Source organism: Catellatospora tritici, assembly GCF_019083965.1.
In the GTDB taxonomy this organism is placed as follows: Bacteria; Actinomycetota; Actinomycetes; order Mycobacteriales; family Micromonosporaceae; genus Catellatospora; species Catellatospora tritici.
In genome coordinates this window covers 316,102-342,745 of record NZ_JAHRCY010000010.1, presented here as the reverse complement: position 1 = coordinate 342,745, position 26,644 = coordinate 316,102, and the positions used below count along the sequence as shown (strand labels likewise).

At 71.9% G+C, this 26,644-nt stretch carries 22 protein-coding genes; 9 read left to right on the top strand and 13 right to left on the bottom strand.

From position 1 onward, the window contains the following. On the top strand, nt 1-2,024 hold a 2,024-nt coding region (locus tag KUA19_RS24165; protein WP_372451835.1), incomplete at its 5' end, for an FG-GAP-like repeat-containing protein. 84 nt (nt 2,025-2,108) lie between these two features. Here KUA19_RS24165 and KUA19_RS24160 read toward each other — a convergent pair. From KUA19_RS24160 to KUA19_RS24145, 4 genes are all read right to left on the bottom strand, one after another. Continuing rightward, entirely contained in the window at nt 2,109-2,651 is a 543-nt protein-coding gene (locus KUA19_RS24160; RefSeq protein ID WP_217399217.1) for a hypothetical protein, read from the bottom strand. Nucleotides 2,652-2,700: 49 nt separating this feature from the next. Next, nucleotides 2,701-4,221 (bottom strand): dolichyl-phosphate-mannose--protein mannosyltransferase, encoded by a 1,521-nt coding sequence (locus KUA19_RS24155; RefSeq protein ID WP_254550042.1) that lies wholly within the window; start codon nt 4,219-4,221, stop codon nt 2,701-2,703. Nucleotides 4,222-4,614: 393 nt separating this feature from the next. Next, nucleotides 4,615-5,502 carry an AfsR/SARP family transcriptional regulator gene (locus tag KUA19_RS24150; protein ID WP_217399215.1) on the bottom strand — a complete coding sequence of 296 codons (888 nt, stop codon included), beginning with the start codon at nt 5,500-5,502 and terminating at the stop codon, nt 4,615-4,617. Nucleotides 5,503-5,813: 311 nt separating this feature from the next. Continuing rightward, entirely contained in the window at nt 5,814-7,139 is a 1,326-nt protein-coding gene (locus KUA19_RS24145; RefSeq protein ID WP_254549974.1) for a ThuA domain-containing protein, read from the bottom strand. 172 nt (nt 7,140-7,311) lie between these two features. Here KUA19_RS24145 and KUA19_RS24140 point away from each other — a divergent pair, with 172 nt between their 5' ends. Then, the gene (locus tag KUA19_RS24140) at nt 7,312-7,830 is read left to right on the top strand and encodes a pyridoxamine 5'-phosphate oxidase family protein (protein WP_217399214.1); all 519 of its coding nucleotides are present in this window, start codon (nt 7,312-7,314) and stop codon (nt 7,828-7,830) included. A 76-nt stretch (nt 7,831-7,906) separates the two neighbouring features. Here the strand turns inward: KUA19_RS24140 and KUA19_RS24135 are convergent, their stop codons facing one another. Continuing rightward, nucleotides 7,907-8,803, bottom strand: a complete 897-nt coding sequence (locus KUA19_RS24135) for a bile acid:sodium symporter family protein (protein ID WP_217399213.1) — start codon at nt 8,801-8,803, stop codon at nt 7,907-7,909. 348 nt (nt 8,804-9,151) lie between these two features. Next, nucleotides 9,152-10,363, bottom strand: coding sequence for an ROK family transcriptional regulator (locus tag KUA19_RS24130; protein WP_217399211.1), 1,212 nt, complete (start codon nt 10,361-10,363; stop codon nt 9,152-9,154). Nucleotides 10,364-10,498: 135 nt separating this feature from the next. Here KUA19_RS24130 and xylA point away from each other — a divergent pair, with 135 nt between their 5' ends. Then, a complete protein-coding gene (xylA, locus tag KUA19_RS24125; protein ID WP_217399209.1) occupies nt 10,499-11,644 on the top strand; it encodes a xylose isomerase in 1,146 nt (381 codons plus the stop codon). A gap of 66 nt (nt 11,645-11,710) precedes the next feature. Here xylA and KUA19_RS24120 read toward each other — a convergent pair whose 3' ends face one another. Genes KUA19_RS24120 through KUA19_RS24110 form a run of 3 tightly spaced genes read right to left on the bottom strand, consistent with a single transcriptional unit; the run spans nt 11,711 to nt 15,242 of the window. Next, entirely contained in the window at nt 11,711-12,304 is a 594-nt protein-coding gene (locus KUA19_RS24120) for a DUF1349 domain-containing protein (protein ID WP_217399207.1), read from the bottom strand. Nucleotides 12,305-12,338: 34 nt separating this feature from the next. Further along, complete coding sequence (locus KUA19_RS24115) at nt 12,339-12,764, bottom strand: roadblock/LC7 domain-containing protein (RefSeq protein WP_254549973.1); 426 nt, start codon at nt 12,762-12,764, stop codon at nt 12,339-12,341. 33 nt (nt 12,765-12,797) lie between these two features. Further along, the gene (locus KUA19_RS24110; RefSeq protein WP_217399205.1) at nt 12,798-15,242 is read right to left on the bottom strand and encodes a sensor histidine kinase; all 2,445 of its coding nucleotides are present in this window, start codon (nt 15,240-15,242) and stop codon (nt 12,798-12,800) included. 230 nt (nt 15,243-15,472) lie between these two features. Between KUA19_RS24110 and KUA19_RS24105 the strand changes: the two genes are divergently transcribed. The 6 genes from KUA19_RS24105 to KUA19_RS24080 are packed head-to-tail and all read left to right on the top strand — an operon-like array spanning nt 15,473 to nt 22,195. Next, nucleotides 15,473-16,726, top strand: coding sequence for an ABC transporter substrate-binding protein (locus KUA19_RS24105; protein WP_217399203.1), 1,254 nt, complete (start codon nt 15,473-15,475; stop codon nt 16,724-16,726). Continuing rightward, nucleotides 16,723-17,985 carry an amidohydrolase family protein gene (locus tag KUA19_RS24100; protein ID WP_217399201.1) on the top strand — a complete coding sequence of 421 codons (1,263 nt, stop codon included), beginning with the start codon at nt 16,723-16,725 and terminating at the stop codon, nt 17,983-17,985. The genes KUA19_RS24105 and KUA19_RS24100 overlap by 4 nt, the downstream gene beginning before the upstream one ends. Then, nucleotides 17,982-18,743, top strand: coding sequence for an ABC transporter ATP-binding protein (locus KUA19_RS24095; protein WP_308167613.1), 762 nt, complete (start codon nt 17,982-17,984; stop codon nt 18,741-18,743). Before KUA19_RS24100 ends, KUA19_RS24095 begins: the two co-directional genes overlap by 4 nt. Continuing rightward, entirely contained in the window at nt 18,740-19,561 is an 822-nt protein-coding gene (locus KUA19_RS24090; RefSeq protein WP_217399199.1) for an ABC transporter permease, read from the top strand. Before KUA19_RS24095 ends, KUA19_RS24090 begins: the two co-directional genes overlap by 4 nt. 58 nt (nt 19,562-19,619) lie before the next feature. Continuing rightward, nucleotides 19,620-20,795, top strand: coding sequence for a substrate-binding domain-containing protein (locus tag KUA19_RS24085; RefSeq protein WP_217399197.1), 1,176 nt, complete (start codon nt 19,620-19,622; stop codon nt 20,793-20,795). Nucleotides 20,796-20,809: 14 nt separating this feature from the next. Then, nucleotides 20,810-22,195 carry an FAD-binding oxidoreductase gene (locus KUA19_RS24080; RefSeq protein WP_217399195.1) on the top strand — a complete coding sequence of 462 codons (1,386 nt, stop codon included), beginning with the start codon at nt 20,810-20,812 and terminating at the stop codon, nt 22,193-22,195. Nucleotides 22,196-22,242: 47 nt separating this feature from the next. On the opposite strand, the gene KUA19_RS24075 is transcribed toward KUA19_RS24080, so the two are convergent. The 4 genes from KUA19_RS24075 to KUA19_RS24060 all read right to left on the bottom strand — a co-directional run bounded on the left by KUA19_RS24075 (nt 22,243) and on the right by KUA19_RS24060 (nt 26,630). Further along, a complete protein-coding gene (locus KUA19_RS24075) occupies nt 22,243-22,695 on the bottom strand; it encodes a response regulator (RefSeq protein ID WP_254549972.1) in 453 nt (150 codons plus the stop codon). After that, nucleotides 22,692-24,314: a sensor histidine kinase gene (locus KUA19_RS24070; protein ID WP_308167612.1), complete on the bottom strand. Its 1,623-nt coding sequence runs from the start codon at nt 24,312-24,314 to the stop codon at nt 22,692-22,694. The genes KUA19_RS24075 and KUA19_RS24070 overlap by 4 nt, the downstream gene beginning before the upstream one ends. Continuing rightward, entirely contained in the window at nt 24,311-25,486 is a 1,176-nt protein-coding gene (locus KUA19_RS24065; protein WP_308167611.1) for a PP2C family protein-serine/threonine phosphatase, read from the bottom strand. The genes KUA19_RS24070 and KUA19_RS24065 overlap by 4 nt, the downstream gene beginning before the upstream one ends. Before the next feature lie 310 nt (nt 25,487-25,796). Beyond that, on the bottom strand, nt 25,797-26,630 hold the full coding sequence (locus KUA19_RS24060; RefSeq protein ID WP_254549971.1) for a PHP domain-containing protein: 834 nt from the start codon (nt 26,628-26,630) through the stop codon (nt 25,797-25,799). Nucleotides 26,631-26,644 lie beyond the last annotated feature (14 nt).

The following is a 26,644-nucleotide window of genomic DNA, read 5'->3' as shown; positions in this document are numbered from 1 at the left end:
CCGACCTCATCGCCGTCAACGGATCCACCGACTACGGCCACTTCTACCTGTCCTACTACCCCAACAGCAACATGGTCGGCGGCTACGCGATGGGCTACGACATCGCCGTGAACACCCCCGACGGCGATCAGAACTGGCAGAACTGGGACATCACCACCACCAGACTGCCCACCGGCACCGCCATGTACCTGCGCAACACCGTCACCGGCGCCCTGCGCCTGTGGACCGGCATCACCGTCACCACCAACGACGCCACGTTCACCGCCACCATCGCGTACACCACCCACACGGTGACCGTCACCGGCCTCGGCGCCACGGCCACCGTCCAGGCCGCCGACATCGACGGCAACGGCACCGCCGACCTGTGGTCCACCAGCGGCGGCGTCACCACGCCCCGCCTGGTCACCGCGATAAGCGACCCGGCGGGCACCGCCACGCTGACCGCGCAGGCGACGATCCCGCTCGTCACCGCCGCCCACGCCTGGACGCTGGCCGACATGGGCAGCGCCGTGGCGGGAGCGCCGATCACCACCGCCGCCGACGTGGTCGGCAGCCTCAACCTGGCCGCCGCGGGCGGCGCCACCTGGAACACCGGCGACCTGTTCAGCCCGGACGCCCAGCTCAACGGCGTCAGCGGCACCCTGGTCACCACCGGCCCGGCAGTCGCCACCAACGCCGACTTCTCGGTCAGCCTGTGGGCCAAGCCCACCGGCGGCGGCACCGTCCTGTCCCAGGACGGCAACAACGCGGCCGGGTTCAAGCTGTGGGCCGAGCCGTCGGACAAGTCCTGGCGGTTCGCGATGAGCCAGAGCGACGTGGCCAGCCCGGTGTGGGACACCGCCATCGCACCCCCGGGCAGCGCGTCGTACGGGGTCTGGAGCCAGATCACCGTCACCTACAAGGCCGCTACGAACACCGTCGTGCTCTATCTCAACGGCGTGGACGTGGCCACCACCGGACACTCGGTGAAGTGGAACGCCACCGGGGCGCTGCGCGTGGGCGCCCACCGCAGCGGCGCCGGTGCCGTCGGCGGCTGGTTCGGGGGTCAGGTCGCCCAGGTCCAGACCTGGCACACGGAGATCATCGCCTCGGGCACGCTCAGCTTCGCCTACAACTGGTACGACGACGGCCCCGGCTGGAACACCTGGAACTCGATCACGGTCGTCGACGTCGACAACGACGGCAAGGCCGACGTGGCGGGCCGCTACAACGACCACCTGTGGTTCAAGCTCAGCACCAGCTCCAGCAGCGCCGTGTCGTTCGGCGGCTGGCTGGACTTCGGCGGCGGCTGGAACACCTGGGACAACATCGGGTTCGCCGACGTCACCGGAGACGGCAAGCCGGAACTGCTCGGCCGCTACAACGACCATCTGTGGTACAAGGTCAACACCAGCACGGCCACCGCGATCAGCTTCGGCAGCGCCTGGTACGACGACGGCGCCGGCTGGAACGCCGCCACCGTGATCAAGGTCGTGGACGTCAACGCCGACGGCAGGGCCGACGTCATGCGCCGCTACAACGACCACATCTGGTTCAAGCTCAGCACCAGCACCGGCGGCACCGTCTCGTTCGGCGGCTGGCAGGACCTCGGCGGCGGCTGGAACACCTGGGACAACGTGCAGGCGGCCGATGTCACCGGCGACGGCAAGCCCGAACTGATCGGCCGCTACAACAACCACATGTGGTACAAGATCAATACCACCGTGGGCAGCTCGGTCAGCTTCGCCGACGACTGGTTCGACGACGGGGTCGGCTGGAACACCTGGGACTGGATCACCGTCGTGGACGTCAACCACGACGGCAAGGCCGACGTCGTGGGCCGCACCGTGGACCACCTGTGGATCAAGCTCAGCACCAGCTCCGCCAGCACCATCGGCTTCAGCAACGTGTGGGAGGACCTGGGCACCGGCTGGAACGCCCGCGACTACGTCCAGGCCGCCGACGTCACCGGCGACGGCAGGCCCGAGCTGGTCAGCCGCTACGGCGACCACATGTGGTACAAGATCAACACCAGCACCATCTAGCGCGCGTGCGCCGGGGAGGGCGGCCGCCCTCCCCGGCGCACGACGGTCAGGACAGCGTGCCGAACCACAGCCACCGGCTGACACCTAGCTCATCACACCGGCCCAGGACGCGAGTGCCGCGAAGTCCCCGGCGCGCAGCCCGTGCTTCGGGTCGACCCGGTGCACCAGCGCAGGGCCGCCGTGGTGCGCGGCCACCCAGGCGACGTCCGCGTCGGTGACGTCGTCGTCGACCCAGGCGAACGGCCGCCCGGCGGCCCACTCGACCAGGGTCGCGGTCTTCCAGAAGACCCCGCCGGGGCCGTCCTGGCGCGGTCGGGGCCACTGGACCACGGGCAGCTCGGGCAGGCCCAGCCGGGGCGCGATCCACTCGTTGGCCTCGTCGGTCCAGGTCGTCGCCCACACCAGGTCGTACGGCAGGGCCAGCAGGCTCGGGCCGTGGTCGGGGTTCAGCCACACCCGCAGCGGTCTGCGGCGGTGGTACGACGGCCGGTGCGGCTGCGCCATCGAGGCCAGCAGCATCCGGTGGGTCTGGTAGCCCTCGGGACGCCGGGTGGGCTTGGCCGCGTACGGGTTCAGCGGACCGTCCACGTCCAGGAACAGCAGCGGGCGGGTGGCGGGGCCGGTCATCGGGCCACGTTAGCCCCGCCGACGACCGGCCGTCACCGCGTTTACCGGGTCAGTCGGCGCCCCACAGGTCGCCGAGCAGCATGTGGCGCGACCAGTCCTCGTACGGGATCGACTGGCCGACGTAGAGCGGGTGGAACCAGGCGAAGGCGAGCACGACCAGCACCACGTACGTCCCGGCGGCGATCGCGCCGATCATGACCCGGTCCTCGTCCCGGGGCCGCCCCGGCCGCGGTGTCATGATCGCGCCGAACACGAACACCACCGCCAGGATCAGGAACGGCAGGGCGGGCAGGGCGTAGAAGCTGAACATGGTGCGGTTCGGGTAGGCGAACCACGGCAGCAGCGCGGCGCCGACCATCGCCAGCACCGCGGCGGCGCGCCAGTCGCGGCGGGCGACGCCGAACCAGAGCGCCCCGAGCAGCGCGGGAATGAAGCTCCACCACAGCAGCGGGGTCCCCAGCATCAGCACGTACGCCATGCAGCTGGGGGCGCCGCAGGTCGCGCCGCCGGAGCGGTAGAACAGCACCGGCCGGCCCTGCAACAGCCACTGGATCGGGCCCCAGCCGTGCGCGGACTGGTAGGCGTGCGCAGTCTGCAGGCCGCTGTGGAAGCCGTACGCCTGCTGGTGGTAGTACCACAGGTTGCGCAGCGCGCCCCAGATCGGCGGCTCGGGCTGGCCGCTGTCGCGCAGCCAGTGCCGGTAGAAGCCGCCGTCGGTGAGCAGCCAGCCGCTCCACGAGGCCAGGTAGACGCCGAGCACGATCGGCACGCAGGCCAGCAGCCAGCCCGCCTCGTCGAGGACGGTGTCGCGGACCGGGTGGCGCACCCCGGCCGTGCGCCGGGCGCCGACCTCCCACCACAGGATCAGCAACACCAGCACCGGCAGGAACGCCAGCGCGCTCCACTTGACGGCCAGGGCGCAGCCCATGAGCACGGCGGCCGCCAGCCGCCACCAGGGCACCGCCCTCGGCGGGCGGCTCGCCTTGCCCACCCCGGCCGGGTTGCCGCCGTCGTCGAGGAAGCGGGCCCAGCGGCGCCGACGCGCGTCGCGGTCGAGGAGCACCGCACCGAACGCGGCCAGCACGAAGAACATCAGGTAGATGTCGAGCAGCGCGGTGCGCGACAGCACGAAGTGCATGCCGTCGAAGGCCAGCAGCAGCCCGGCCGCGCACGCCAGCACTGTCGACCCGAACAGCCGCTGGGCGATGCGGATCAGCAGGAGCACCGACGCGGTGCCGAAGATCGCGGCGGTGAACCGCCAGCCGGTCTCGTTGTACCCGAACAGCTGCTCACCGATCCCGATGATCCACTTTCCGAGCGGCGGGTGGACGACGTAGCCGGGGCCGTTCTCCTGCTCGTTCCACTCGAAGCCCTTCTCCCACAGCCAGTGCGCGTCCGTGGCGTAGTAGACCTCGTCGAAGATCTTGCCGGGCGGCTGAGCCAGGTTGTTCAGCCGCAGCACGCCCGCGATCAGGGTGACCGCGAGCGCGGCGTACCACGCGTACGGGTCCAGCACCCGGTCCAGTGGCGCGAGCCTGCGCCGGGCGGCTTCCCGCAGGTGGGCATGCATGGGCGCGGGGCGGGTTCGCGCCTGCCGGGGCACCGTCGGCGTCTGGGTCACGCTGGGCATCGTAGTTCGGCGGGCGGCCCGCCGGGCACCCGCGAACAGCCGCTCCGGTCAGCGGCGCGAGGTGGCGCTCTTTCGGGTCGGCACGAACAGTTCGGCGAGGTCGTCGAACCGGATCACCAACAGCGCGGACAGTGCCCCCAACGCGCTCCCGGCCAGCCACTGGACCGGATCGCGCGGGTGGCACGCGGGTGTCGCGCACCCCGAGCGCGCGCAGCAGCCGCCCCAGCACGGTCACCGTGTCGGCGCCCCCGGCCCGCAGGTCCACGTACAGCTGCCCGCCGGGAAAGCGTGCCATCAGCCGGGCCGCCGCGTGCATGACCAGCGCCGACTTTCCTACGCCCGGCCGCCCGTGCACCGCCACGACGGTGGGGCTGCCGCCGGGCGCGGGGCGGCCAGTCCGGCCAGGACGGTGTCCACCACCTCGGCCAGCTCCCGGTCCCGGCCGACGAACACCGGCGCCGCGACCGGCAGTTCCCGAGGCACGGTCGGCGTCCGCTGCGGCTCGACCACCAGCGCCGGGCCGGGGGCGGGGTAGCGCGCGGGAGCCGCCACGCCCAGCGCCGGATCCCGGGACAGGATCACCTGGTGCAGCCGGACCAGCTCCGGGCCGGGATCGACGCCGAGGTCGTCGACGCAGATCTCGTGGGCGCGCCGATATGCCGCCAGCGCCCCGCCGACGTCGCCGGTCCGGTACAGCGACAGCATCAGCTGGCACCACAGCCGCTCGCGCAGCGGGTTGCCCGAGGTCAACCGCCGCAGCTCCGGCACCAGGTCGGCGTGCTCGCCGAGCTGCTGCCGGGCCCCGATCCACTCTTCGGTGACGGCCAGCCGCTGCTCCTCCAGCGCCGCCAGCCGCCGGTCCAGGTACGGCGAGCGGACGCTGTCCTCCCCGGCCGAGCCCTGCCACAGCGCCAGCGCCAGCGCCAGCGCGAACGCCTGTGCGGCGCGGGCAGGCTGCCCGGCGGCGAGCTCGGCGTACCCGGTGGCCGCCAGCTCACCGAAGGTGTCGGTGTCGAGTTCGTCCTCGTCGAGGGTCAGCAGGTAGCCGGGGCTACGGCTGGTGATGCGGGGGCCGCGCCGGTCGGTGAGCACGGCGCGCAGCCCCGACGCGTAGGTGCGCATGTTGGACGTAGCGGAGCTGGGTGGGTCGTCGTCCCACAGCGCCTCGGTGAGTCGCGCGGTGGAGACGACTCGGCCGCGGTCGAGCAGGAGGGGCAGCAAGCAGCGCCCGCTGCTTGCCCGGCCCTAACGGCAACTCTTCGTCGTCGCGGCGCACCGCGACCGGCCCAAGCAGCTGAAACCTCACGCGCACTCCCCGTCGGCACCTTTTCCAGGCCCATGCGGCGCTCGCGTCCGTCACACCCGAGCACCCTGGCATCAGACGTCAGACAATGTTTAATACAGATTTTGCAGGCCGATCGCAAAAATATACCAAACACTTGCATTCCTGCGCACCGTCCAGATAAGACCGCGCGGCCCAGCGGGCAGGGAAAGGCCCGAGCACCGCGAGGGTGCTCGGGCCGACTCATCGATCAGGGCTGTTGCACCAGCCGGAACGACTGGGCACCGGTGCCGTTGCAGGCGTACTGCACCAGTTGGACGCTGTTGGCGGTGGAGGCCGCCGGCACATCCAGGCACTTGCCGCTGTTGCGGTTGACGAAGTGGTAGTAACCACCGCCCTCGGCGACGGGCAGCCACTGCTGGTTGTTGCCGCCGCCGTAGGCCCACAGCTGGATCGGGGCGTTGTCGGCGGTGGACACGTTGGTCACGTCCCAGGACTGGGCCGCGTTGAGGCGGATGTCGACGTGCGCGTAGCCGCCGCTGGACGGGGTGAACCGGAACGACTGCGCGTTGGTGTTGTTACAGGTGTACTGCTGGATCGCCGTCCCGTTGGCCGAGGCGGCGCCGCGCGCGTCCACGCACTTGCCGCTGGTCTTGTTCACCGCGCTGTACCAGGCGGTCGGCGAGATCGGACCGGTCGACGCCGAGGGCGACGGCGCCGGGCTGCCGCTCGGGCTGGGGCTGGTGGTGACCCCGCCCAGCCACAGCAGGCCGTCGATCAGCCAGCGGTTCTGCACCTCACTGGCGAAGGTCGACGACAGCCGGGTGTTGGTGTCGTAGTTCATCGCGTTGTGGCCGAAGTTCGCGTACAGCATCTTGTAGTTGCGGTTCGTCCACATGATCGGGTAGTAGCCGCTGTACCAGGACTGGTTCGGATCGGTGCCGACCGGGAAGCTGGACGGGTCGATCGAGGCCAGGATGTCGATGGCCGGATTGGTGCGCAGGTCGCGCTGCCAGGAGTACCACTCACTGACCGCCGAGGTGAACGTCGCGGGCAGCCGCAGCGTCGACGGGTGTGCCCGGTCCTCGGTCTTGAGCGTGACGCTGGTCGGGCCCCAGGTGTTGGAGACGAACGCGCCGGTGCCCAGGAACGTGTTGTAGTACCAGCTCCAGCTGTTCGGGTCGGTGTTGAACGCGGTGACATGGAAGCCCATCCAGGCCCCGCCGTTGCTCATGTACGTCTGGAACGCCGCCCGCTGAGCCGCCGGCGGCGCGTCGTCCAGGAACATGATCACCTTGTACTGGGCCAGGTTGCCCGTGTTGAGCAGGCTCCAGTCGGTGGTCGCCTCCCACGAGAAGTTGTACTGCGCCGCGGTCTGGGGGAACCAGACCTTGGCCTCCTTGTCGAAGTCGATGTGGGCGGCGTCCCAGGTGCCGTTGTAGAAGGCGAGCACCTTGAACGCCGGAGCGGCCTGCGCGGTCCCCGGGGTGACGGCGAACGCGGCCGCCACGGCGGCGCAGCAGGCGACGAGTGCGGCCAGCCACCGTTTCATGGCAGGGCGCAGTGATGTGAGCATGGATCCCTCCGAATTCCGCCCATGACGGCGGAACGGGTTCTGCCCCATCCAGACCACCTGGAGAACCGCTCAGCAAACATTCTTAACAGCAGATGCGTAGATCTGCAAGACTGGTTAACAATTCGTCCGTGGCCACCGCGGACCGGCGGCGGCCGCCGTGCGAGACTCGATCATGCCCGTGACCAACCCCTGGCTGGCCGGACCGTCTCCGATCAGGCGACTGCCTCGCGCCCGCCTGGAGGAACGCATCCTCAACCTGTTGTCCTCGCAGAACATGTGCGTGCTCGCCACCTCCGGCCCGGACGGGCCACTGGCCACCCCGGTGCGCTACTACCACCTCGACTTCGCGGTCATGTTCACCGCGATGGCGACCTCACCGAAGATGCGCAACCTCGCCGCCGACCCGCGGATCTCGGTCGGCGTATTCGCGCCGCTGGTCGGGCAGGCCAGCAGCCGCGGCGCGCAGCTGTTCGGCCAGGCCCGGGTGCTGACCGCCGACGACGCCGAGTTCGAGCACTACTGGCCCGCGTTCCGGTGGCAGTCCGATCATGTGGAGCGGTCCCGCGCGCTCGATGCGCCGCCCGCCGGGCCGCTGATCGTGATCGAGGCCGAGCGGATCGTGTACACCGAGCACTGGCTGCGCCGCGACGGCTACTCCCCGCGCCAGTTCTGGCGGCGGCGCCCGGCCTGACGTTGCGCCACCCGGTTCGACACCGAGCGCAGCCAGACGAACTCCTCCCCGCCGCGCCACGCGCCCAAGCCGCGGCTCAGGTGCGCGTCTGCTCGGCGGTGGCGACCGCTTGTGCCGGTGCACGGCGGCGACCGAACGCCACCGCGATCGGAAGGACCGCGGCCAGGCCGCTGATCAGCAGCGCCGCCACCGCGCCGAGGATGGCGGGGTCGTCGCCGAACGCTATGCCGATCGCCGCCAGGACGGGCCCGGCGTTGCGTACCGCCGCGACGCCGCCCATGGTCGTGCGCCGTTCCGGCGACCCGGTGGCCAGCAGCGCGCCGACGCCGAACGCGCCCGCGCCGAACAGGAACCCGGCCAGCAGCGTCCGCGATCCCAGCAGCGCCGCCACATCCTGCCAGCTGCCCAGCAGCATCCCGATCAGGACGAGCAGGAACGTCACGTTGGAGATCTTGACCGCGTTCGGGTGCCAGGCCAGCGCGGTCTCCGGACCGTAGTGGCGCATCAGCAGTCCGATCGCGAAGGGCACGAGCTGCAGCAGTGCCACCGTACGCACCAGCGTGGCCACGTCCAGCGAGACGCCGCCGCCGACGTCGGCCGCGCGCAGCACCGCATTGGCGGTGAACGCGAACGTGATGCTGCCCAGCGCGGCCAGCACCACCTGCATCGCCGCGCCCGTGGTGACGTCGCCGCGCTGCACCATGCCCAGCTTCGCCCCGAACGGGCCACCCGGCGACGACGCGGCCAGCACCAATCCGATGAACGGGGCCGCGGTCAGCCCGAACAGCACGGCCAGCCCCCAGCCGAGCAGCGGGACGACGACGAGGTTCGCCAGCAGGGCCAGCCCCAGCAGCGGTAGGTTGGTCAGCGCCGCCCGCAGCGCCGGTATCGTCGAACCCAGTCCGGCGGCGAGCATCGTGGTGGCGATGAACACGACGGTGACCGCGTCGAACAGCAGCTGCAGCGTGTCCAATGGCTCACTCCGAGGCTCCCTGCGGGCTTCAGCCTCTCAAGCCGCACCCGTCTCGCCGATTATGCGCGACAAAAGGCCTGCAACGGGGCGAAAGTCGCATACCGAGAGTGGCCGCGAGCCGTGGTCACCGCCAGGGCCAGGTGATGATCCGCAATCGTGGACGCTGGATGCTGCTATAGCGACACCCAGCGTCCACGATTACGGATCATCACCCGCCGGCAGCCCACGGCCTCGACGCCCGCAGACGAAGGCTCGCGCAACAAGGCTCGCGCACAAGGCTCGCGCAAGAAGGCTCGCGCAAGAAGGCTCGCGCAAGAAGGTGGGAACGGCCCGGGAGCGCCGAGCGGCTCAGCGCAGCAGCAGCGCCGGATCGGCGTGGACGCGCTCGATCACCGATCCGGCCGCGCCGAGCACCGCCGCGTCACCGGCCAGCGGCGACACCACGACCGCGGGCACCGCCCCGTAGAGCGCCCCCGCCGACAGGGCCGCCTCGACCTCGGGCCGCACCCACGGGGCCAGCGGCGAGAAGATCCCACCCAGCACCACCGTGTCCGGGTCGAGCAGCTTGACCGCCGCCGCCAGCGCTGCGCCCAGCGACCGTCCAGCCGCCGTGACCGCGTCCAGCGCCGTCGGGTCCCCGGATTCCAGCAGGCCGACCAGAGCCGAGATCGACTCGCGCGGCCCAGCCGCCGACCCGGCGGTCACGCCGGTCAGCCCCGCCGCCGCCAGGATCGCCTCCTGCCCTGCCACCCGCTCCAGGCAGCCGCGCCCGCCGCACGGGCACGGTGGTCCGCCGGGCGCGACCGCGACATGCCCCAGCTCACCCGCGAACCCGCGCGCGCCCCGGAACACCTGGCCGCCGACGATGATGCCCGCGCCGATCCCGATCTCGCCGGAGACGTGCAGGTAGTCGCCCAGGGTCCGGCCCGCGCCGAACCACAGCTCGCCGAGCGCGGCCAGGTTCGCCTCGTTGTCATGCTCGGCGGGCAGGCGCAGCGACGGCAGGCCCGCGCCGAGCAGCCCGGCCATCGGCACGTTCGACCAGCCGAGGTTGGGGGCGTGCAGCGCGTCGGCCCGGTCGAACACGCCCGGCAGCGCCACCGAGGCGCCCACCACGTCCAGCCCCTGCGCGGCGGCCGAGGCGACAGCCTGCTCGGCCAGGCGGGCCAGCGCGGTGACGATCCGCTCCGGCCGCTGGTCGCGGTTGTCGGCGGCGACCAGATGCCGGTATCGCACCCGCCGCCCCAGGTCCAGCACGCAGGCGGCCAGGTAGTCGACGTTCACCTCCAGGCCCAGCCCGGCGGCGCGGTCGCGGTTGACGGCCACCGCCACGCCCGGCCGCCCCCGCTCCCCCTCGTGCACCAGTTCGCCGTCGCGTACCAGGCCCGCCTCGGCCAGCACGGCGACCAGGTTCGACACCGTGGTCTTGGTGAAACCGGTGAGGGTGGCCAGGCGGGCCCGGGTCACCGGCTCGTGCGCGAACACCTCGCCGAGCAGCATGGCGAGGTTGCGTTCGCGCATCGTGCCGGGCCGCATCGGTCCGCCGCCACTATTCGTCATGACACAAGACTAATGGGTAAGACCGGCGCGCCGAACCGGGGCGATCGGCTTGGCTTTTGCAGTCCTGGGTGCTTTCATTGTTTCGTCAAGGCAGTTGACGAAACGCAGTTGATACAGACGTCGAGGAGAACTCCGGTGAGTCTTACTCCCACCCCCGCTGACCGTTTCAGCTTCGGGCTCTGGACGGTCGGCTGGCAGGCACGCGACCCCTTCGGTGACGCCACCCGGGCCCCGCTCGACCCGGTCGAGACGGTGCACAAGCTGGCCGAGCTCGGCGCCTGGGGCGTGACGTTCCACGACGACGACCTGCTGGCCGTCGAACCCGACCGCGACAAGGCGGTCGCCGCGTTCCGCAAGGCCCTGGACGCCACCGGCATGGTCGTGCCGATGGCCACCACGAACCTGTTCACCCACCCGGTGTTCAAGGACGGCGCGTTCACCTCCAACGACCGCGACATCCGGCGTTACGCGCTGCGCAAGGTGATGCGCAACCTCGACCTGGCCGCCGAGCTGGGCGCGAGCACGTACGTGTTCTGGGGCGGTCGGGAGGGCGCCGAGACCGACGCGGCCAAGGACGTGCGAGTGGCCCTGGACCGGTTCCGCGAGGGCATCGACTACCTCGCCGGATACGTCAAGGACCGCGGCTACCAGATCCGGTTCGCGCTGGAGCCCAAGCCGAACGAGCCGCGCGGCGACATCCTGCTGCCGACCATCGGCCACGCGCTGGGCTTCATCTCGACGCTGGAGCACCACGAGATGGTCGGCCTCAACCCCGAGGTCGGGCACGAGCAGATGGCGGGCATGAACTTCGTGCACGGCATCGCGCAGGCGCTGTGGCAGGGCAAGCTGTTCCACATCGACCTCAACGGCCAGCACGGCCCCAAGTACGACCAGGACCTGGTCTTCGGCCACGGCGACGTCAAGAGCGCGTTCTTCCTGGTCGACCTGCTGGAGCACGGCGGCTACGAAGGCCCGCGCCACTTCGACTACAAGCCGACCCGCACCGAGGACGCGGCCGACGTGTGGGTCTCGGCGGCGGCGAACATGCGCACCTACCTGCTGCTCAAGGAGCGGGCCAAGGCGTTCCGGGCCGACCCGGACGTGCAGGAGGCGATCCGCGCGTCGCGCATCGACGAGCTCGCCGTGCCGACCGTGGCGCCGGGCGAGTCGTACGAGTCGCTGCGGTCCGAGGAGTTCGACCTCGACGCCGCCGCGGCGCGCGGCTACCACTACACCCGCCTCGACCAGCTCGCGATCGAGCACCTGATGGGTGCTCGCTGACCGGGGCGAGATGACAGGCGCGGCACGTTCCGGGGGCAGCCGGGGCGTGCCGCGCTCGCTTTGTCGTCAGCGCCCGTCGAACAGGTGCGCCAGCCGGGTCGGGGCCAGCGTGACCTGGTCGAAATGGACCGCGCATCCGGTGCCGACCGGCGACTGCGCGACCAGTCCCGCCCGCACCGGCCCCGGCTCGGCCAGCGCGAACTGTCGCACCAACTGCCAGGACCGCCCGTCCGCACCGGCGTGGAACGCGTAGCCGCCGTCCAGCGCACTGATCCGCAGCCACAGCCCGTCGCCGCCGAGCGGCCAGCCGACCGCGTCGTCGGACCGGCCGTCCCGGGTCACCACCGAGAACACCGCGGGCCGCCCGTCGGTGCCCTGCTCGTAGGTGAGCTTGGCCCAGCAGTCCGGATCGGACCACACGAGCAGCCCGCCCGCGTCCCAGTCGCCGCCGAAGCCGACCCACACCCGGGCCGTCAGCTGCCACTGCGCGCCAGGCACGTCGGTCAGGGCCCGGGCGGCACTGCCCTTGACCATCTCTCCGAACGGGCTGGCGAAGATGTCGGTCTGCCCCGCGGCGTACGCCCCCAGGACGCCGTCGGCCTCCGACCACGACTCCGGTTCGACGTCCCAGCTCAAGCCCAACTCATCCATGATGCCCATGGCGGGCGATGATGTCAGACCCGGCTGACGGCGGCTAGACCGGCTGCGGCAGCGTCTGCTGCAGCTCGGCGCGCACCGCCGGCGTCAGCGCGTCGCCCGCCTGCTTGCTGAGCTTGGCCATCTCGTAGCCGACCACACCCACGTCCGCCGAGCCCGCCGCCAGCGTGGCCAGGCTGGATCCGTCGCGGATCGGCATGACCAGCAGGTAACCCCGGCCCATCTCGACCACCGCCTGACGCACTGAGTCACCCTCGAAGATGTGCGCCGCGGTCTTGGTGACGCTGACCAGGCTGGAGGTCACCGCCGCGAGCTGGTCGGCACTGTCGCGCGGCAGCCGGTCCGACGCCGCCACGAGCAGCCCGTCGGCGGAGACCACGACGGTGTGCACCACGCCCGCCACCCGCTCGGTGAATCCGTTGATCAGCCAGTTGAAGTCACGAGCAGCAGTGCTGATCGCCATCGCTTACCTTCCTCAATTTCGCACCTTGTGGAGCTATCCGACCGGGGGCACGGACACGGCCTCGGCCCGCGTCCCGTCCGGTGCCTCGTCCTCGGCCTCGGCGCGACGGATGCCGCCCGCCAGGCGGGTCAGGGTGTCGCCCAACGTGTCCGGGTCGACCTCGTCCCCCATCGGCGCGGGTCGGACCGCGGCCGGGGCGGCGGACCGGACCCGGATCGGCAGGCCCGCCTCGGTCAGCGCGTTGACCTGCGGCGTCGGCGTCAGCACGGCGCGCGGCGCGGCCGGCACCGGGGCGTCTCGCGACCACCACACACTCGGCTCCGCATCGGTCCGCGCCGGGGTCTGATCCCGCGGCCCTGCCTGGGGCGGAATCCGGACCAGGCGGTGTCCCTCGGGCACGCGCTCGACCTCCGCCGAGTCGGTCTCGGTCGTCGCACCGGCCATGGTCGGGGTGGGGGCTTTCGCCAGGCCCGCGAGCGGGGGCGGCGGTTCGTCGAGCGGGTCCGGCGCGGGTGCGAGCAGGCTCGCGGGCAGGGTCACGCGCACGGTGACACCACGGCCGGTGGAGTGCAGACCGACGCCGATGCCGTGGCGGCGGGCCAGGTGCCCGACGACGACCAGGCCCATCCGTTCGGCGGCAGAGCTGTCGATGCCGACCGGGGTGCCCAGCTGCTCGTTCGCCTCCGCCAGGGCGAAGGCGGTCATGCCGATGCCGTCGTCGGTGATGATCAGTTCGGCGGTGCCGTCGGGGCGGGCGTGGCCGTGCACCTCGACCCGGGTGTCCGGCGGCGAGAACGACAGACCGTTGTCGAGCAGCTCCGCCACCAGGTTGATGACGTCGGCGACGGCGTGCCCGACGATGTACACCTGGTCGCCGATCTCGTGGTGGACGCGCTGGTAGTGCTCGACCTCCCCGGCGGCGGCCAGCACGATCTCGTTGAGGTCACGCGGGCGACTCCAGTGCCGGGCGGTGTCGCCGCCCGCGAGCACCAGCAGGTTCTCGTCGTTGCGGCGCAGCCGGGCGGCGAGGTGGTCGAGCCGGAACAGGTTGCCCAGCTTGTCCGGGTCGACCTCGGCGTGCTCCATGTCGTCGAGCAGTTGCAGCTGCCGTTCGACCAGGCTCTGGCTGCGCAGCGCCAGCTTGATGAAGATCTCGTTGACGTTGCGGCGCATCGCCGCCTGCTCGGTGGCCAGCCGCACCGCGCTGCGGTGCACGGCCGTGAACGCGTCGGCGACCTCGGCGACCTCGTCCCGGGAGCCCACCCGGATCGGGTCGACCCGGATCGGCGGGGACGCGGCGGAGGAGACACGCAGTTGTTCGATCACACGGGGTAGCCGCACCTCGGCCACGACCAGGGCCTGCTCACGCAGCGAGCGCAGGGTGAACGCCATGTTCCGGCCGATCACGACGGACAGCATCAGGGCCGCGAGCAGCAGTCCGATCGCGGTGAGCGAGCGGATCAGGGTGGTGCGCCACAGGTCGCGGCTGGCCCCGCCGACCGCGACGACCGCGTCGTCGACCAGGATCTGCTCCACGGTACGCAGCAGCTGCAGCTCGGTCGTGCTGGCCATCCACCACTGCTGGGCGTCGACGCCGCGCTCGGCGGCCGCGCCCTCCTCGGCGATCAGCTGCTCCAACCGGTCGGCGTTGCGGACGGCCTGGCCGGAGACGGTGTCGTCGAAGCGGGCCACCTGCGCGGGCCCGGCGTCGGCGCGGAACCGGGTCAGGGCGGCGGTGCGCTGGGCGCGCAGGTCGGCGATGCGGCTGTCCCAACCGCTCTCGGTCGGGTTGCCGTAGCTGCGGCACAGCAGGTAGAGCTGGCCGCGGATCTGGGCGGCGAACTCCTTGGCGCGGGCCAGGTCGGTGAAGCCGCGCACCTGCCGACCGAGCTCGGCGTCGCCGCCGGGGTCGCCCGCGGGCAGCAGCGCCTGCAGGTCGGCGATGGTGCTGCTGTACAGGTCGAACACCGCCTGCGTACGCAGCCAGCCCTGCGCGACGCCCTCGCGCACCCGGGCCAGGTCGGTCAGCCGCCCGTCGGCCCGGGTGAAGGCCAGCGTCAGCGCCTCGTCGCTGCCCAGCAGCGGCCGGGTCCGGGCCCGCAACTGCTGCACTGCCCGGTCCACGGCGGTCCACTCCGGGGCGAGGCTGCCGATGTCACGCTGCTGCGACCGCCGGGCCGACAGCGCGGCGAGCATGCCGACGGTGCGGTCGCGCTCGCGCTGCAGTTCGTGCACCAGCCCGGTCACCTCGACGCCGAGCTTGACCTGCTGGGAGAAGCCGTTGAGGCCGGAGGCGGCACGGACCGAGTCCGAGATCTGGACCCCGGTGACCACGAGGAAGCCCAGCAGCGGCACCGTGAGCACGGCGGCGAGCTTGGTCGGCACGCGCCAGTGCGGCGTACGCAGGGGGGAGGGTCGCCGATGGACGCCGCCCGCCCGCCAGCTGGGGGGCCGTTCGCCGGGCTCGTCGGCCGTCATCGGCGTCACCACTTCCGTCTTACAACACTGTCCTAACCGGAGCGACCCCGGCCATCGGGTCATATCTAACCGGCAGCACGAATGTTGCAGCAAGTGTCTGCGGTGGATCAACTTACCGAACCGAATAGTTCCGACTCGGGGTCTTGAAACTCTCAGTCTGGCACGAAAAGATACCCCGGTCCGCGCGACGGATGTCCATGTGCAAGACCATCGATTCGGAGTGTACGTCCATGATTCGGCTGCGCCCGGCCTGGTGCCTGGTTTGGTGCCTGGCCTCGGCCGCTGCTGCCACCGGCGGATGCACCTCCGTCACCCCGCCCGCGCAACCGCTGGTCGTGGGGGTGCTCGCGCCGCTGACCGGGCCGGCCGCCGAGACCGGCGCCGACACGGTGCGCGGCGCGCAGCTGGCGGTCGAGGTCGTCAACCAGGCCCTCCCGACGCTGGGGGTGCCCCTGGCCGCCGACGCCGGCCTGCCCGGACTCGGCGGTGCGACGCTACTGCTGGCCACCGCCGACACGGCCGGCGATCCCGCCACCACGTCGACGCAGGTGTCGGCGCTGGTCACCGAGCGCCACGCGATCGGCCTGGTCACCGCGAACTCCGCCAAATCCACCGAAGTCGCGGGCACACAGGTGCAGCGGCTGCGGGTGCCACTGCTGGACGCGCACACCACCGCCGACTACCTGACCGAACTCGGCGCCGACTGGTACTTCCGCACCGGGCCCAGCGACAGCCAGCTCGCCGACAGCGCGTTCTCGCTGCTGGGACGCCAGCCGGAGCGGCCCGGCGGGGGCGGGCACCGGGTGGTCCTGGTCACCGAGACCGGCACCGAGGGCGCCGCCGCGGCGGTACGCCTGCGCGAACTCGTGCCGCGCTCGGGTGCGACCGTCGCCAAACAGATCGAGATGTCCGCCACAGACTCCCCCGACACGCTGGACACCGAGAAGGACGCCGACTCGGCCGACGCCGTCCTCGCCTGGGCGCAGAGCACCGGCGGCGCCGCCGCCATCGCCGCCGCCGCCGACCGTACCGGCATCCCGCTATACGGACTGGGCCAGGGCTTCCGCCAGTTCGACCGCCCGCTGCCGGAGGCGTCGACCATGATGCGGGCAATGCCCTGGTCGCAGGACTACGCCGGGCGCAACCCGGTGGCCCGCGACGTGCTGCGGCTCTACCAGCAGCGTTTCAACCGGCCGATGAGCGCGGCGGCGGCCGACGCGTTCACCGCGATGATCACGCTGGCCAAGGCGGTCGACACCGCCGGCTCCGGCGATCCGGCCGCGATCCGCACCGCGCTGCGACAGACCAGCCTGCCCGCCACCCAGATGATCATGCCGTGGAACGGCGTCCGGTTCGGACCCGACGGGCAGAACACCCTGGCGGCGGCCGTGGTCGAGCAGTGGCAGTTCCACGACTTCCGCCTGGTCTACCCGGTGGAGCTGGCCATCACGGTGGCCCGCTGGGGCCGCCGGGACGCCCAGTGACCGGCGACGCGCTGCTGCTGCGCGGCGCCGTGCTGGCCGACGGCAGCCGCGCCGACGTCACGGTCCGCGGCGGCGTCATCGCCGCGGTCGACCGGCCGGGCTCGGCCGATCCGCACAGCTTCCCCGACCGGGTCGAGGAGCTGGGCGGCTACCTGCTGCTGCCCGCGCCGATGGAGATCCACGCACATCTGGACAAGGCGCTGACCGCCGACCGGGTCGCCAACCCGGCCGGTGACCTGCTCGGCGCGGTCGGCGCGTGGCTGGCGTACCGGCCGGGGCGTGACCGCGACGACATCCTGGCCACCGCCCGCACCGCGCTGCACGCGTACGTCGCCAACGGGGTGACCGCGCTGCGCACCCACGTCGACCTCGGCACCGACATCGGCCTGCGCGGCCTCGAGGCGCTGCTGGAGCTGCGCGAGGAAGCCGCCGGGCTGTGCCACGTGCAGCTGGTGGCGTTCGCCGCGAACCCGCTGACCGGCGTGGCGGGGGCGGCCAACCGCGCCCTGCTGCGCGACGCGCTGGCGGCCGGGGCCGACGCCGTCGGCGCCTGCCCGGGGCTGGACGCCGACCCCGCCGAGTGCGTCGAGATCTGTCTCGAGCTCGCGGCCGACCACGGCGTGCCGGTCGACCTGCACGTCGACGAGTGGCTGCGGCCCGAGCCGTGCACCCTGGCGCTGCTGGCCGAGGCGGTGCTGGCCACCGGCTTCCCGTACGGCGTGCTCGCCTCGCACTGCGTCAGCCTCGGCGCGATGGAGCCGGCGCGGGCCGCCGCCATCGCCGATCGGGTCGCCGCCGCGGGCATCGCCGTCGCCGCGCTGCCCCAGACCAACCTCTACTTGCAAGGACGAGACCACGACCGGGCCGTACCGCGCGGACTCACCGCGCTGGCGGCGCTGCGCGCGGCAGGCGTCACCGTCGCGGCGGGCGGCGACAACCTGCAGGATCCGTTCAACTGCCTCGGCCGCGCCGACCCGCTGGAGACGGCCGCGCTGCTGGTGCTGGCCGGACACGACACCCCGCAACCGGCGTACGGTGCCGTCAGTGCCGACGCCCGCGCCGCGGCGGGCTTGCCCCCGGTCGACATCCGCCCTGGCGCCCCGGCCGATCTGCTGGCCATCCGCGCCGGTGGCCTGCGCGAGGCGCTGGCCACCGCGAGTGCCCAGCGCGTCGTCATCCACGCCGGACGGGTCGTCGCCCGCACCTCGGTGCACCGCACCCTCACCGCCCCACCCGCACAGACAGGAACAGCAGCGTGACCGACCACGGTCCGGCCCTCGCCTTCGAGCGGGTCGGCATGCACTACCCCACCGGAACCACCGCCCTGGACGACGTGACGCTGCGTGTCGGGGCGGGTGAGTTCGTCGCCGTCGTCGGGCCGTCCGGCTGCGGCAAGAGCACGCTGCTGCGGCTGGCCGCGGGCCTGCTCACCCCGACCAGCGGCACCGTCGAGCGGTCCGCCGCCCGACTGGGGTTCGTCTTCCAGGACCCGACCCTGCTGCCGTGGCGCAGCGTACGCCGCAACGTGGAGCTGGCCGGGGAGCTGCGCCGGGAACCGCCCGCGCAACGGCGCGAACGCGCCGAGCGGGCGCTGGCCCGGGTGGGGCTGACCGAGGCCGCCGACCAACTGCCGCGCACGCTGTCCGGCGGCATGCGCATGCGGGTGTCGCTGGCCCGCACCCTGGCCGGGCAGCCCGAGCTGATGCTGTTCGACGAGCCGTTCGGGTCGCTGGACGAGATCACCCGAGAGCGGCTCGGCGAGGAGTTGCAGTCGTTGTTCGTGGCCGACCGCTTCGCCGGGCTGCTGGTCACCCACTCCGTCGCCGAGGCGGTGTTTCTGGCCGAGCGGGTGGTGGTGATGGCGAACCGACGCGTCGTCGGCGAGGTGGCCGTGCCCCTGCCCTACCCGCGCGAACCGCAGGTCCGGTTCTGGCCGGACTTCACCGCGCTGACCGCGAACGTGACGGAACTGCTGCGCGGCAGCTGCGTGGACCAGGCCGTGGCGGTGGCCCGATGATCGCCGCGAGCGTACGGCGGCTGCGGGCCGCGCTGCCGCCGCTGGCGGTGTCCGGCCTGGTGCTGGTGCTGTGGTATCTGGGCACCTACGTGCTGATCGACGCCGACCGGCGGTTCCTGCTGCCGCCGCCGCACGAGGTGGTGCGGGTGGCGCTGGACCCGGCCAACCTGGCCGAGCTGATGGCGGGGCTGGGCCTGTCGGCGCAGGTCGCGGTGATCGGGCTGGTCATCGCGGCGGCGGTCGGGCTGCTGCTGGCGGCGTTGATGAGCCAGGCCCGCTGGATCGAGCGCGCGGTGTATCCGTACGCGGTGCTGCTGCAGACGGTGCCGATCCTGGCCCTGGTCCCGCTGTTCGGGTTCTGGTTCGGCTTCGGGCTGCCCAGCCGGGTGCTGACCTGCGTGCTGATCGCGCTGTTCCCGATCACCGCGAACACCCTGTTCGGGCTGCGCTCCACCGACCCGGCCCTGCATGACCTGTTCACGCTGCACCGGGCGAGTCGCTGGACCCGGCTGGTGAAGTTGCAGCTGCCCGCGGCCCTGCCGTCGATCCTCACCGGCCTGCGCATCTCCGCCGGGGCCGCGGTGATCGGCGCGATCGTCGGCGACTTCTTCTTCCAGCAGGGGCAGCCGGGGCTGGGCCAGCTCATCTACCTGTACCCGCGCCGCCTGCAGTCCGAACTGCTGTTCGCCGCCGTGATCCTCGCGTCGCTGCTGGGCCTGGCGGTGTTCTGGCTGTTCGGCGCCGTGGCCCGTTACGCCACGGCGTGGCACGACTCGCAGCAGCACCCAGCCCCGACCGGCCCGGGTGCCGCCCGCTGACCGTCCCTCGCAACACCCTCGCGCACCACCGTCATACAACAGTCCAAAAAGGAGTTTCATGAAGCTGTATCTGGCCCCGCAGCAGCCGTTACGTCGCGTGACAGCGGTCGCCGCGCTCGCGGCGGTCCTGCTCGCGGGTGGGTGCACGGCCGAGCCCGACGAGCCCGCTGCCGCGCCCAGCGCGGGCAGCGGCGCGCTCGACCTGGCCGCGGTCTGCCCGGCCACGGTCGTGATCCAGGCGGCGTGGACGCCCGAGGCCGAGCACGGCGCCCTCTACCACCTGCTGGGCAGCACCAACACCATCGACCCGGACAAGAAGAAGGTGTCGGGGCCGCTGCTGTCGGGCGGGGAGAGCACCGGCGTCAACGTCGAGATCCGCGCGGGCGGGCCCGCGATCGGTTTCCAGAACGCGGGCGCCCAGATGTACGCCGACCCGACCATCATGCTGGGTCAGGTCGCCACCGACGACGCGATCGGCCTGTCGGACAAGCAGCCCGTGGTCGGCGTGGTCGCCCCGTTCGACATCGCGCCCTACATGATCATGTGGGACCCGGCGGCGAACCCGACCTTCAACTCGATCGTCGACATCGGCAAGACCGACACCCCGGTGCTGTACTTCAACGGCGCCACGTACATGGACTACCTGCTCGGCTCGGGCATCCTGCGCCGCAACCAGGTCGACGGCGCCTACGACGGCAGCCCGACCCGATTCCTGGCCGAGAAGGGCAAAATCGCCCAGCAGGGCTTCGCCACCAACGAGCCGTTCGTCTACGAAAAGGCTCTGCCGCAGTGGAAGAAGCCGGTGAAGTTCCAGCTCATCCACGACACCGGCTACCCGATCTACCCCGAGGCGATCGTCGTGCGCGCCGACAAGAAGGGCGAGCACGCCGCGTGCCTGAAGAAGCTGGTCCCGATCATCCAGAAGTCGCAGGTGGACTACATCAAGGACCCGGCCGCCACCAACGACCTGATCATCAAGCTCAACGACGCGTACAAGGGCTTCCCGTACTCCAAGGAGCTGGCCGCGTTCAGCGTGGAGCAGCAGCTCAAGCTGAAGATCGTCAGCAACGGCGGTAACACCACGCTGGGCGACTTCGACGTCGACCGGGTCAAGCGGGTCATCGAGATCGTGAGCCCGATCTACACCGGCCAGCGCAAGGAGATCAAGGCCGGGCTCACCGCCCAGGACCTGGTCACCAACGAGTTCATCGACCCGTCGATCGGGCTGAGCTGAAGGCGAACCATCCGATGACCGTGCCGACGACACCTCCGTTGGCGCAGGTCGCGCAACAGGCGAGCCGCCGGGCCCCCGGCCCGGCGGCTCTGTCCGCGTTCGTCGCCGACCTGGCCGCCGTGCTGCCCCCCGACCGGTACACCACCTCACCGGCCGCCCGCGTCGCCGCGTCGCGCGACTACGCGCACCTGTCACCGCTGCTCGCGGCGGTGCTGCCGGAGCATCCCGCGGACGTCGTGGCCCGGCCGGGCACCACCGACGAGCTGGCCGCGCTGCTGCGGCTGGCGCACACCCACGGCGTGCCGGTCGTGCCGCGCGGCCGGGGCACCGGCAACTACGGCCAGGCGGTGCCGCTGGCGGGCGGGCTGGTCGTCGACCTGACCCGGGCCGACCGGATCCTCGAGGTCGGCGACGGCTGGATCCACGCCCAGGCCGGAGCCACCTTCGTGGCGCTGGAGGCCGCGGCGCGGGCCACCGGCCAGGAGATCGCGATGCTGCCCAGCACCGTGGGCAGCACCATCGGCGGGTTTCTCGCCGGCGGCGCGGGCGGACTGGGCTCGATCGAACACGGCTGGCTCTGGGACGGGTTCGTGCACGCCCTCGACGTGCTCGGCTGCCCGCCGCGCGAACCCCGGCGGGTCACCGGCGCCGCCTGCCTGCCGTATCTGCACGCGTACGGCGTCACCGGGGTCATCGCCACCGCCACCGTGGCGCTGTCGCCCGCCCGGGACTGGACGGCGCTGCAAGCCTCGTTCCCCGACTGGGCGTCCGCGGTCGCGGCCGGACGGGAACTGCTGCACCTGGCCCCCGCGCCCCGGCTGGTGTCGCTGGACGAGCCCGCGCTGGTCGCGACGTACCCGCCCGACCCGGCCATGCCCGCAGGGCGGCACAGCCTGCGCGCGGTCGTCGACACGCGCACCGTCGACGCGGCGATGCGGGCGGTGACCGGCCACGGCGGGCACGTCGAGGCGGTGACGCCGGAGGCGGTCGGCTACCTGTCCACGCTGTCGTTCAACCACGTCACGCTGCGGGCCCGCAAGACCCGGCCGGACCTGTGCCACCTGCAGGTCGGCGGCGAGCCGCTGACCGCCGACCCCGACGCCGTGCGCGCCTGCCTGCCCGGCGCGATGCTGCACCTGGACGGGCTCCGGACATTCCTCGACCCGGCCGACCCGCCACGCGGCCGCGGCTTCGGCGGGCTGCTGCTGTCAGAGTTCCGCGACGCCGACACCCTCTACCTCGGCGTCGAGCGGCTGCGGGCGCTGGGCGTGCACGTCATCGACCCGCACACCTGGCTGCTCGGCGGCCCGGCCCTGCCCGCCGTCCGTTCGGCGGCGTCGGCCGTCGACCCGGACGGTCTGCTCAACCCCGGAAAGCTGCCACCAGAGCCGAGTGCCTGACCGACCGAGCGGCCCGACGGCGTCACACGCACGGGCCGCTCGGTCGGTCAGGCGCGGTTGGGCAGGCGTACGACGCTGACGAAGAAGTCGTCGATCTGCTTGACCACCGAGATGAACCGCTCGAAGTCCACCGGCTTGGCCACGTACGCGTTGGCGTGCAACTGGTAGCTGCGCAGCACGTCCTCCTCGGCCTGCGAGGTGGTCAGCACCACCACCGGGATGCGGCACAGCTCCGGGTCGTTCTTGACCTCGGCGAGCACCTGCCGCCCGTCGCGGCGGGGCAGGTTCAGGTCGAGCAGGATCAGATCGGGGGTCGGCGCGTCGGCGTAGTCGCCCTCACGGCGCAGGAACGCCAGCGCCTCGACGCCGTCGGTGACGACCTCGAGGGTGTTGCGCATCTTGTACTCCTCGAACGCCTCCCGGGTCATCAGCACGTCCCCCGGGTCGTCCTCGACCAGCAGGACGACGATCGGGCGTTCGTTGTCGGGCATGGAGATCATGCGGCGTGCTCCTCATCCGTTTGGGGCGTGTCGACGTCGACCGTGTCGGCGTCCTCCCCGACGGGCAGGGTGAACGTGATCGCCGCCCCGTCGGTCTGCGTGTCGGCCACCCAGATGCGGCCTGCGTGATACTCCACGATCTTCTTCGCGATCGCCAAGCCCATGCCGGTGCCCGGATAGGCGTCCTTGGCGTGCAGCCGCTGGAAGATGATGAAGATCTTCTCGGCGAACTCGGCCTCGATGCCGATGCCGTTGTCGCGGACCGTGAGCTGCCACTCGTCCTCGACCCGCTGCGCGGACACGTGCACCTTCGGCGGCACGTCGACGCGGGCGAACTTCAGCGAGTTGCCGATAAGGTTGGCCAGCAGCGTCCCCAGCAGTGCCTCCTCACCGAGCACGGTGGGCAGGTCGTCGTCCCAGGTCAACGTGTTCTGGTCGTAGTGCACGTCGTTGGTGACCTGCTCGGCGACCGCCGTCATCACCTCGTTCAGCGAGACCGGGACGAAGCCGCTGGTGTTGCGGCCGATGCGGGAGAAGGCGAGCAGATCGTTGATGAGCCGCTGCATCCGCTGCGCACCGTCGACGGCGAAACCGATGTACTGGTCGGCCCGCTCGTCGAGCTGGCCGGCGTACCGGCGCTGCAGCAGCTGGCAGAAGCTGGCCACCTTGCGCAGCGGCTCCTGCAGGTCGTGTGAGGCGACGTAGGCGAACTGCTCCAGGTCACGGTTGGACCGGGTCAGCTCGAACGCCTGCGCCTGCAGCTGCGCGTTGACCGTCTCTACGGCGTGCCGGGCCTGGCGCACCTCGGCCAGGTCGGCCGCGATCTGGCGGCGCATGCCGTCGACGTCCTCGGCGAGCCGGTTCAGCTCCGGGGACCCCTGCCCGACGATCTGCGTCTCGTACGCGCCATCCGCAACGTGCTGCACCTGCGCCGCCAGATCCAGCACCGGCCGGGTGACCATGCGGTTGAGCAGCACCATCAGCCCGACCCCGGCCAGCAGGATGATGAACGCCGCGCCGATCAGCAGCACCACCAGGCCGTCACTGCTCGACCTGAGCGCGGCGACGGCCGCGTCGCGCAGGTCGGTGATCTCGCGCTGGAGCGCGGTGACCTCGTTCCGGGTCTGGTCGAACCGCTTCTTCGACTCCTCGGCGAGCAGTCCCTGCGCCGCCTCGGGTCCCTCGGTGCGGGCCTTGGCGATGGCGGGTTCGGCCACCAGGGACCGCCACTCGTTGGCGCTGGCCCGGACCCGGCGAAGCTGGACGAGCACCTGCGGGTCCTGGTCCAGTAGCGGGATCATCGCCGTGTAGAGGCTCTCCTCCTCCTCGCGCCCGGCCGTGTACGGCGCCAGCTCGGCCGGATTGCCGCTGAGCACGAAACCGCGTACGCCGGTCTCCTGGTTGATCAAGGCCACGCCCAACCGCTCGCCGCTGATCCGCAGCCCGCCGGTCTTGTTCAACACCACGTCGAGGTTCTCGCGGTTCGTGGCCGCCAGCACCGTGGCGCTGATCGCCAGCAGGCCCAGCAGCAGCGCAGCGGCGGTGCACAGGGCCGTCACCCGGGCGCGCAGCGACCACAGCCGCAGTCGGCGCAGCGGAATGTTCGATTTCGTCGTCACGATGCCGTTTCCTTGTTCAGCAGCACGATCGCCACGTCGTCTGCCAGCGGGCCGCCGTTGAGCGCCTCCGCCGCCTCGACCAGGGCCGAGGGCAGTGCCGACATCGGCACGCCTGCCGCGAGCCGGGCGCGGCACAGCTCGTCGAGCCGGTCGTAGCCCAGCCGTTCCGGACCATCCCCGGTGCGGCCCTCCACCAGGCCGTCGGTGAACAGCAGCAGCGACCACGGGCCGTCGGACAGGTCGACCTCGGTGCCGGTGCGGGGCGCGTCACCCAGGCCCAGCAGCATCCCGTACGGCACGTCGACCGGCGCGACCCGGTCACCGGCCAGCAGCAGTGGCGGCGGATGCCCGGCCAGCCAGCACGCGGCCCGGCCGCTGTCCAGGTCGATGCGGACCACCGCCATCGTCGCGAACGTGCCCGGATGGCTGCGCTCGCTGACCAGGACCTGCTCCATCGCGGCGAGCGTCTGCTCGGGTGCCACCCCGGCCAGGGTCAGCGCCCGCCAGGCGACCCGCAGCTCGACGCCGAGCGCGGCCCCGTCCACGTCATGGCCGCTGACATCGCCGATCACCGCGTGCACGTGCTTCGGGGAGGTCTGCACCACGTCGAAGAAGTCGCCGCCCAGCAGCGCCTCGTGACGGCCGGGCCGGTAGAAGGTGTGCACGGCCAGCCGGTCGTTGCTCATCAGCGGCTGTGGCAGCAGGCCCCGCTCCAGCCGGGCCGACTCGGCCTGGCGCAGCTCGACCTCGCGCAGCCTGCCCGCGTTGACCTCGGCGTGCTTGCGCTCGACCGCGTACTGCACCGAGCGTTCCAGCAGCGCGCCGTCCACCTGGCCCTTGACCAGGTAGTCCTGGGCGCCCTCGGCGACGGCGCTGATGCCGACGTGCGTGTCCTGCTGGCCGGTGAGCACGCAGACGGCCACCCCGGGCGCCTCGGCGAGCACGCGGCGCAGCCCCTCCATGCCCTGTGCGTCGGGCAGGCCCAGGTCGAGCAGGATGCAGTCGGTCGCGTCGAACAGCGGCCGGGCCTCGTTGAGGCTGCTGGCCACGGTGAGCTGGATGGCGGCCTGCTGCTCGTCGAGCAGCTCGCCCACCAGGAACGCGTCGCCCTCATCGTCCTCGATCAGCAGGACGCGCAGCCGGGCCAGTCGTGCCGGTCCACGCGGCTGCACCGGAGCAGGAGGAGCCGTGAACATCGGGGGATGGCCTACTTCCGGCGGCGAGGTCGGGGAGACAGGGACGAGGAAGCATTCTCGCAGGACGCTCCCGATCATTTCTCACGTACTCCCGTTGCACAACCTGTGCAAGCCGCCCCACCAGCCCGGCAAGGCATTCGGGGTCACGCCGCCGGATACCCGCGATCTTGGCCGGTTCGGATAAGTGCGGGTCACACCCCCCTTTCCTTGACCGCAGGGTCAAAGTAGAGACGTTTGCGCAGGTCACGGCCTCGGAATCGGTTCCGTCTCGCGGGCGGCCTCGGCGTCAGTCGCGCACCCAGTGGTCGGCCGGGGCGCGGCCGGGGCGGAACCCGGACGCGCGCGCCCAGGCCATCGCCGCCGGGAAACCCCGTCCCAGGTCAGCGGGGTCATGCGCGTCACTGCCGAAGCTCACCGCGGTGCCGCCGTGGTCGCGCCACCAGCGCAGCACCGGCGGCGCCGGCCACGGCCCGGCCGTGTTCACCTCCAGCACCCGGCCGCCGCCCGCCAGCGGTTCCAGCACCGCCGCGTACTCGTCACGCAGGGAGTACGGGTCGAACGGCGGCCGGTCGGGGGGCCAGAACAGCACCGGCAGATCCAGGTGCGCCAGCACCTCGAAGACGTCGCACTCGACGACCATCCGCGCGGTCTCGGCCAGGTGGCGGCGCACCACCGCCAGCGGGTCGCCGTCCATCAGCAGCGGGGAGTACACCAGTTCGTCGCCTTCGGGCAGGCAGTGCACCGACCCGACGATCCGGTCGAAGCCGCCCTCGCGCAGCACCCGGCTGACCTCGGCCGGGAACAGGTGCGGCTCGCCCAGCTCCACCCCGGTCAGGATGCGCAGGTCGGGAAAGTGTTCGCGGCACCACCGCACCTCGTCCAGGTAGCCCTCGACGTCGAGCAGTCCGCTCGCGGCGTGGCCGCCGACCACCCGGCGCCGGCCGTCCGGCGCGGTCGTCCACGGCGTGAAGTCCGCGTGGTCGGCGAAGACCACCGCGGGCAGGCCCAGTTCGCGGGCTCGTACGCAGGAACGTCGCATCGATCCGGTCGGGGCGTCCCAGGACCACTCGGTGTGCACGTGGCCGTCGGCCGGGACCGGTTCCGCAACTACGCTCTCCATCGAGATCATCCTAT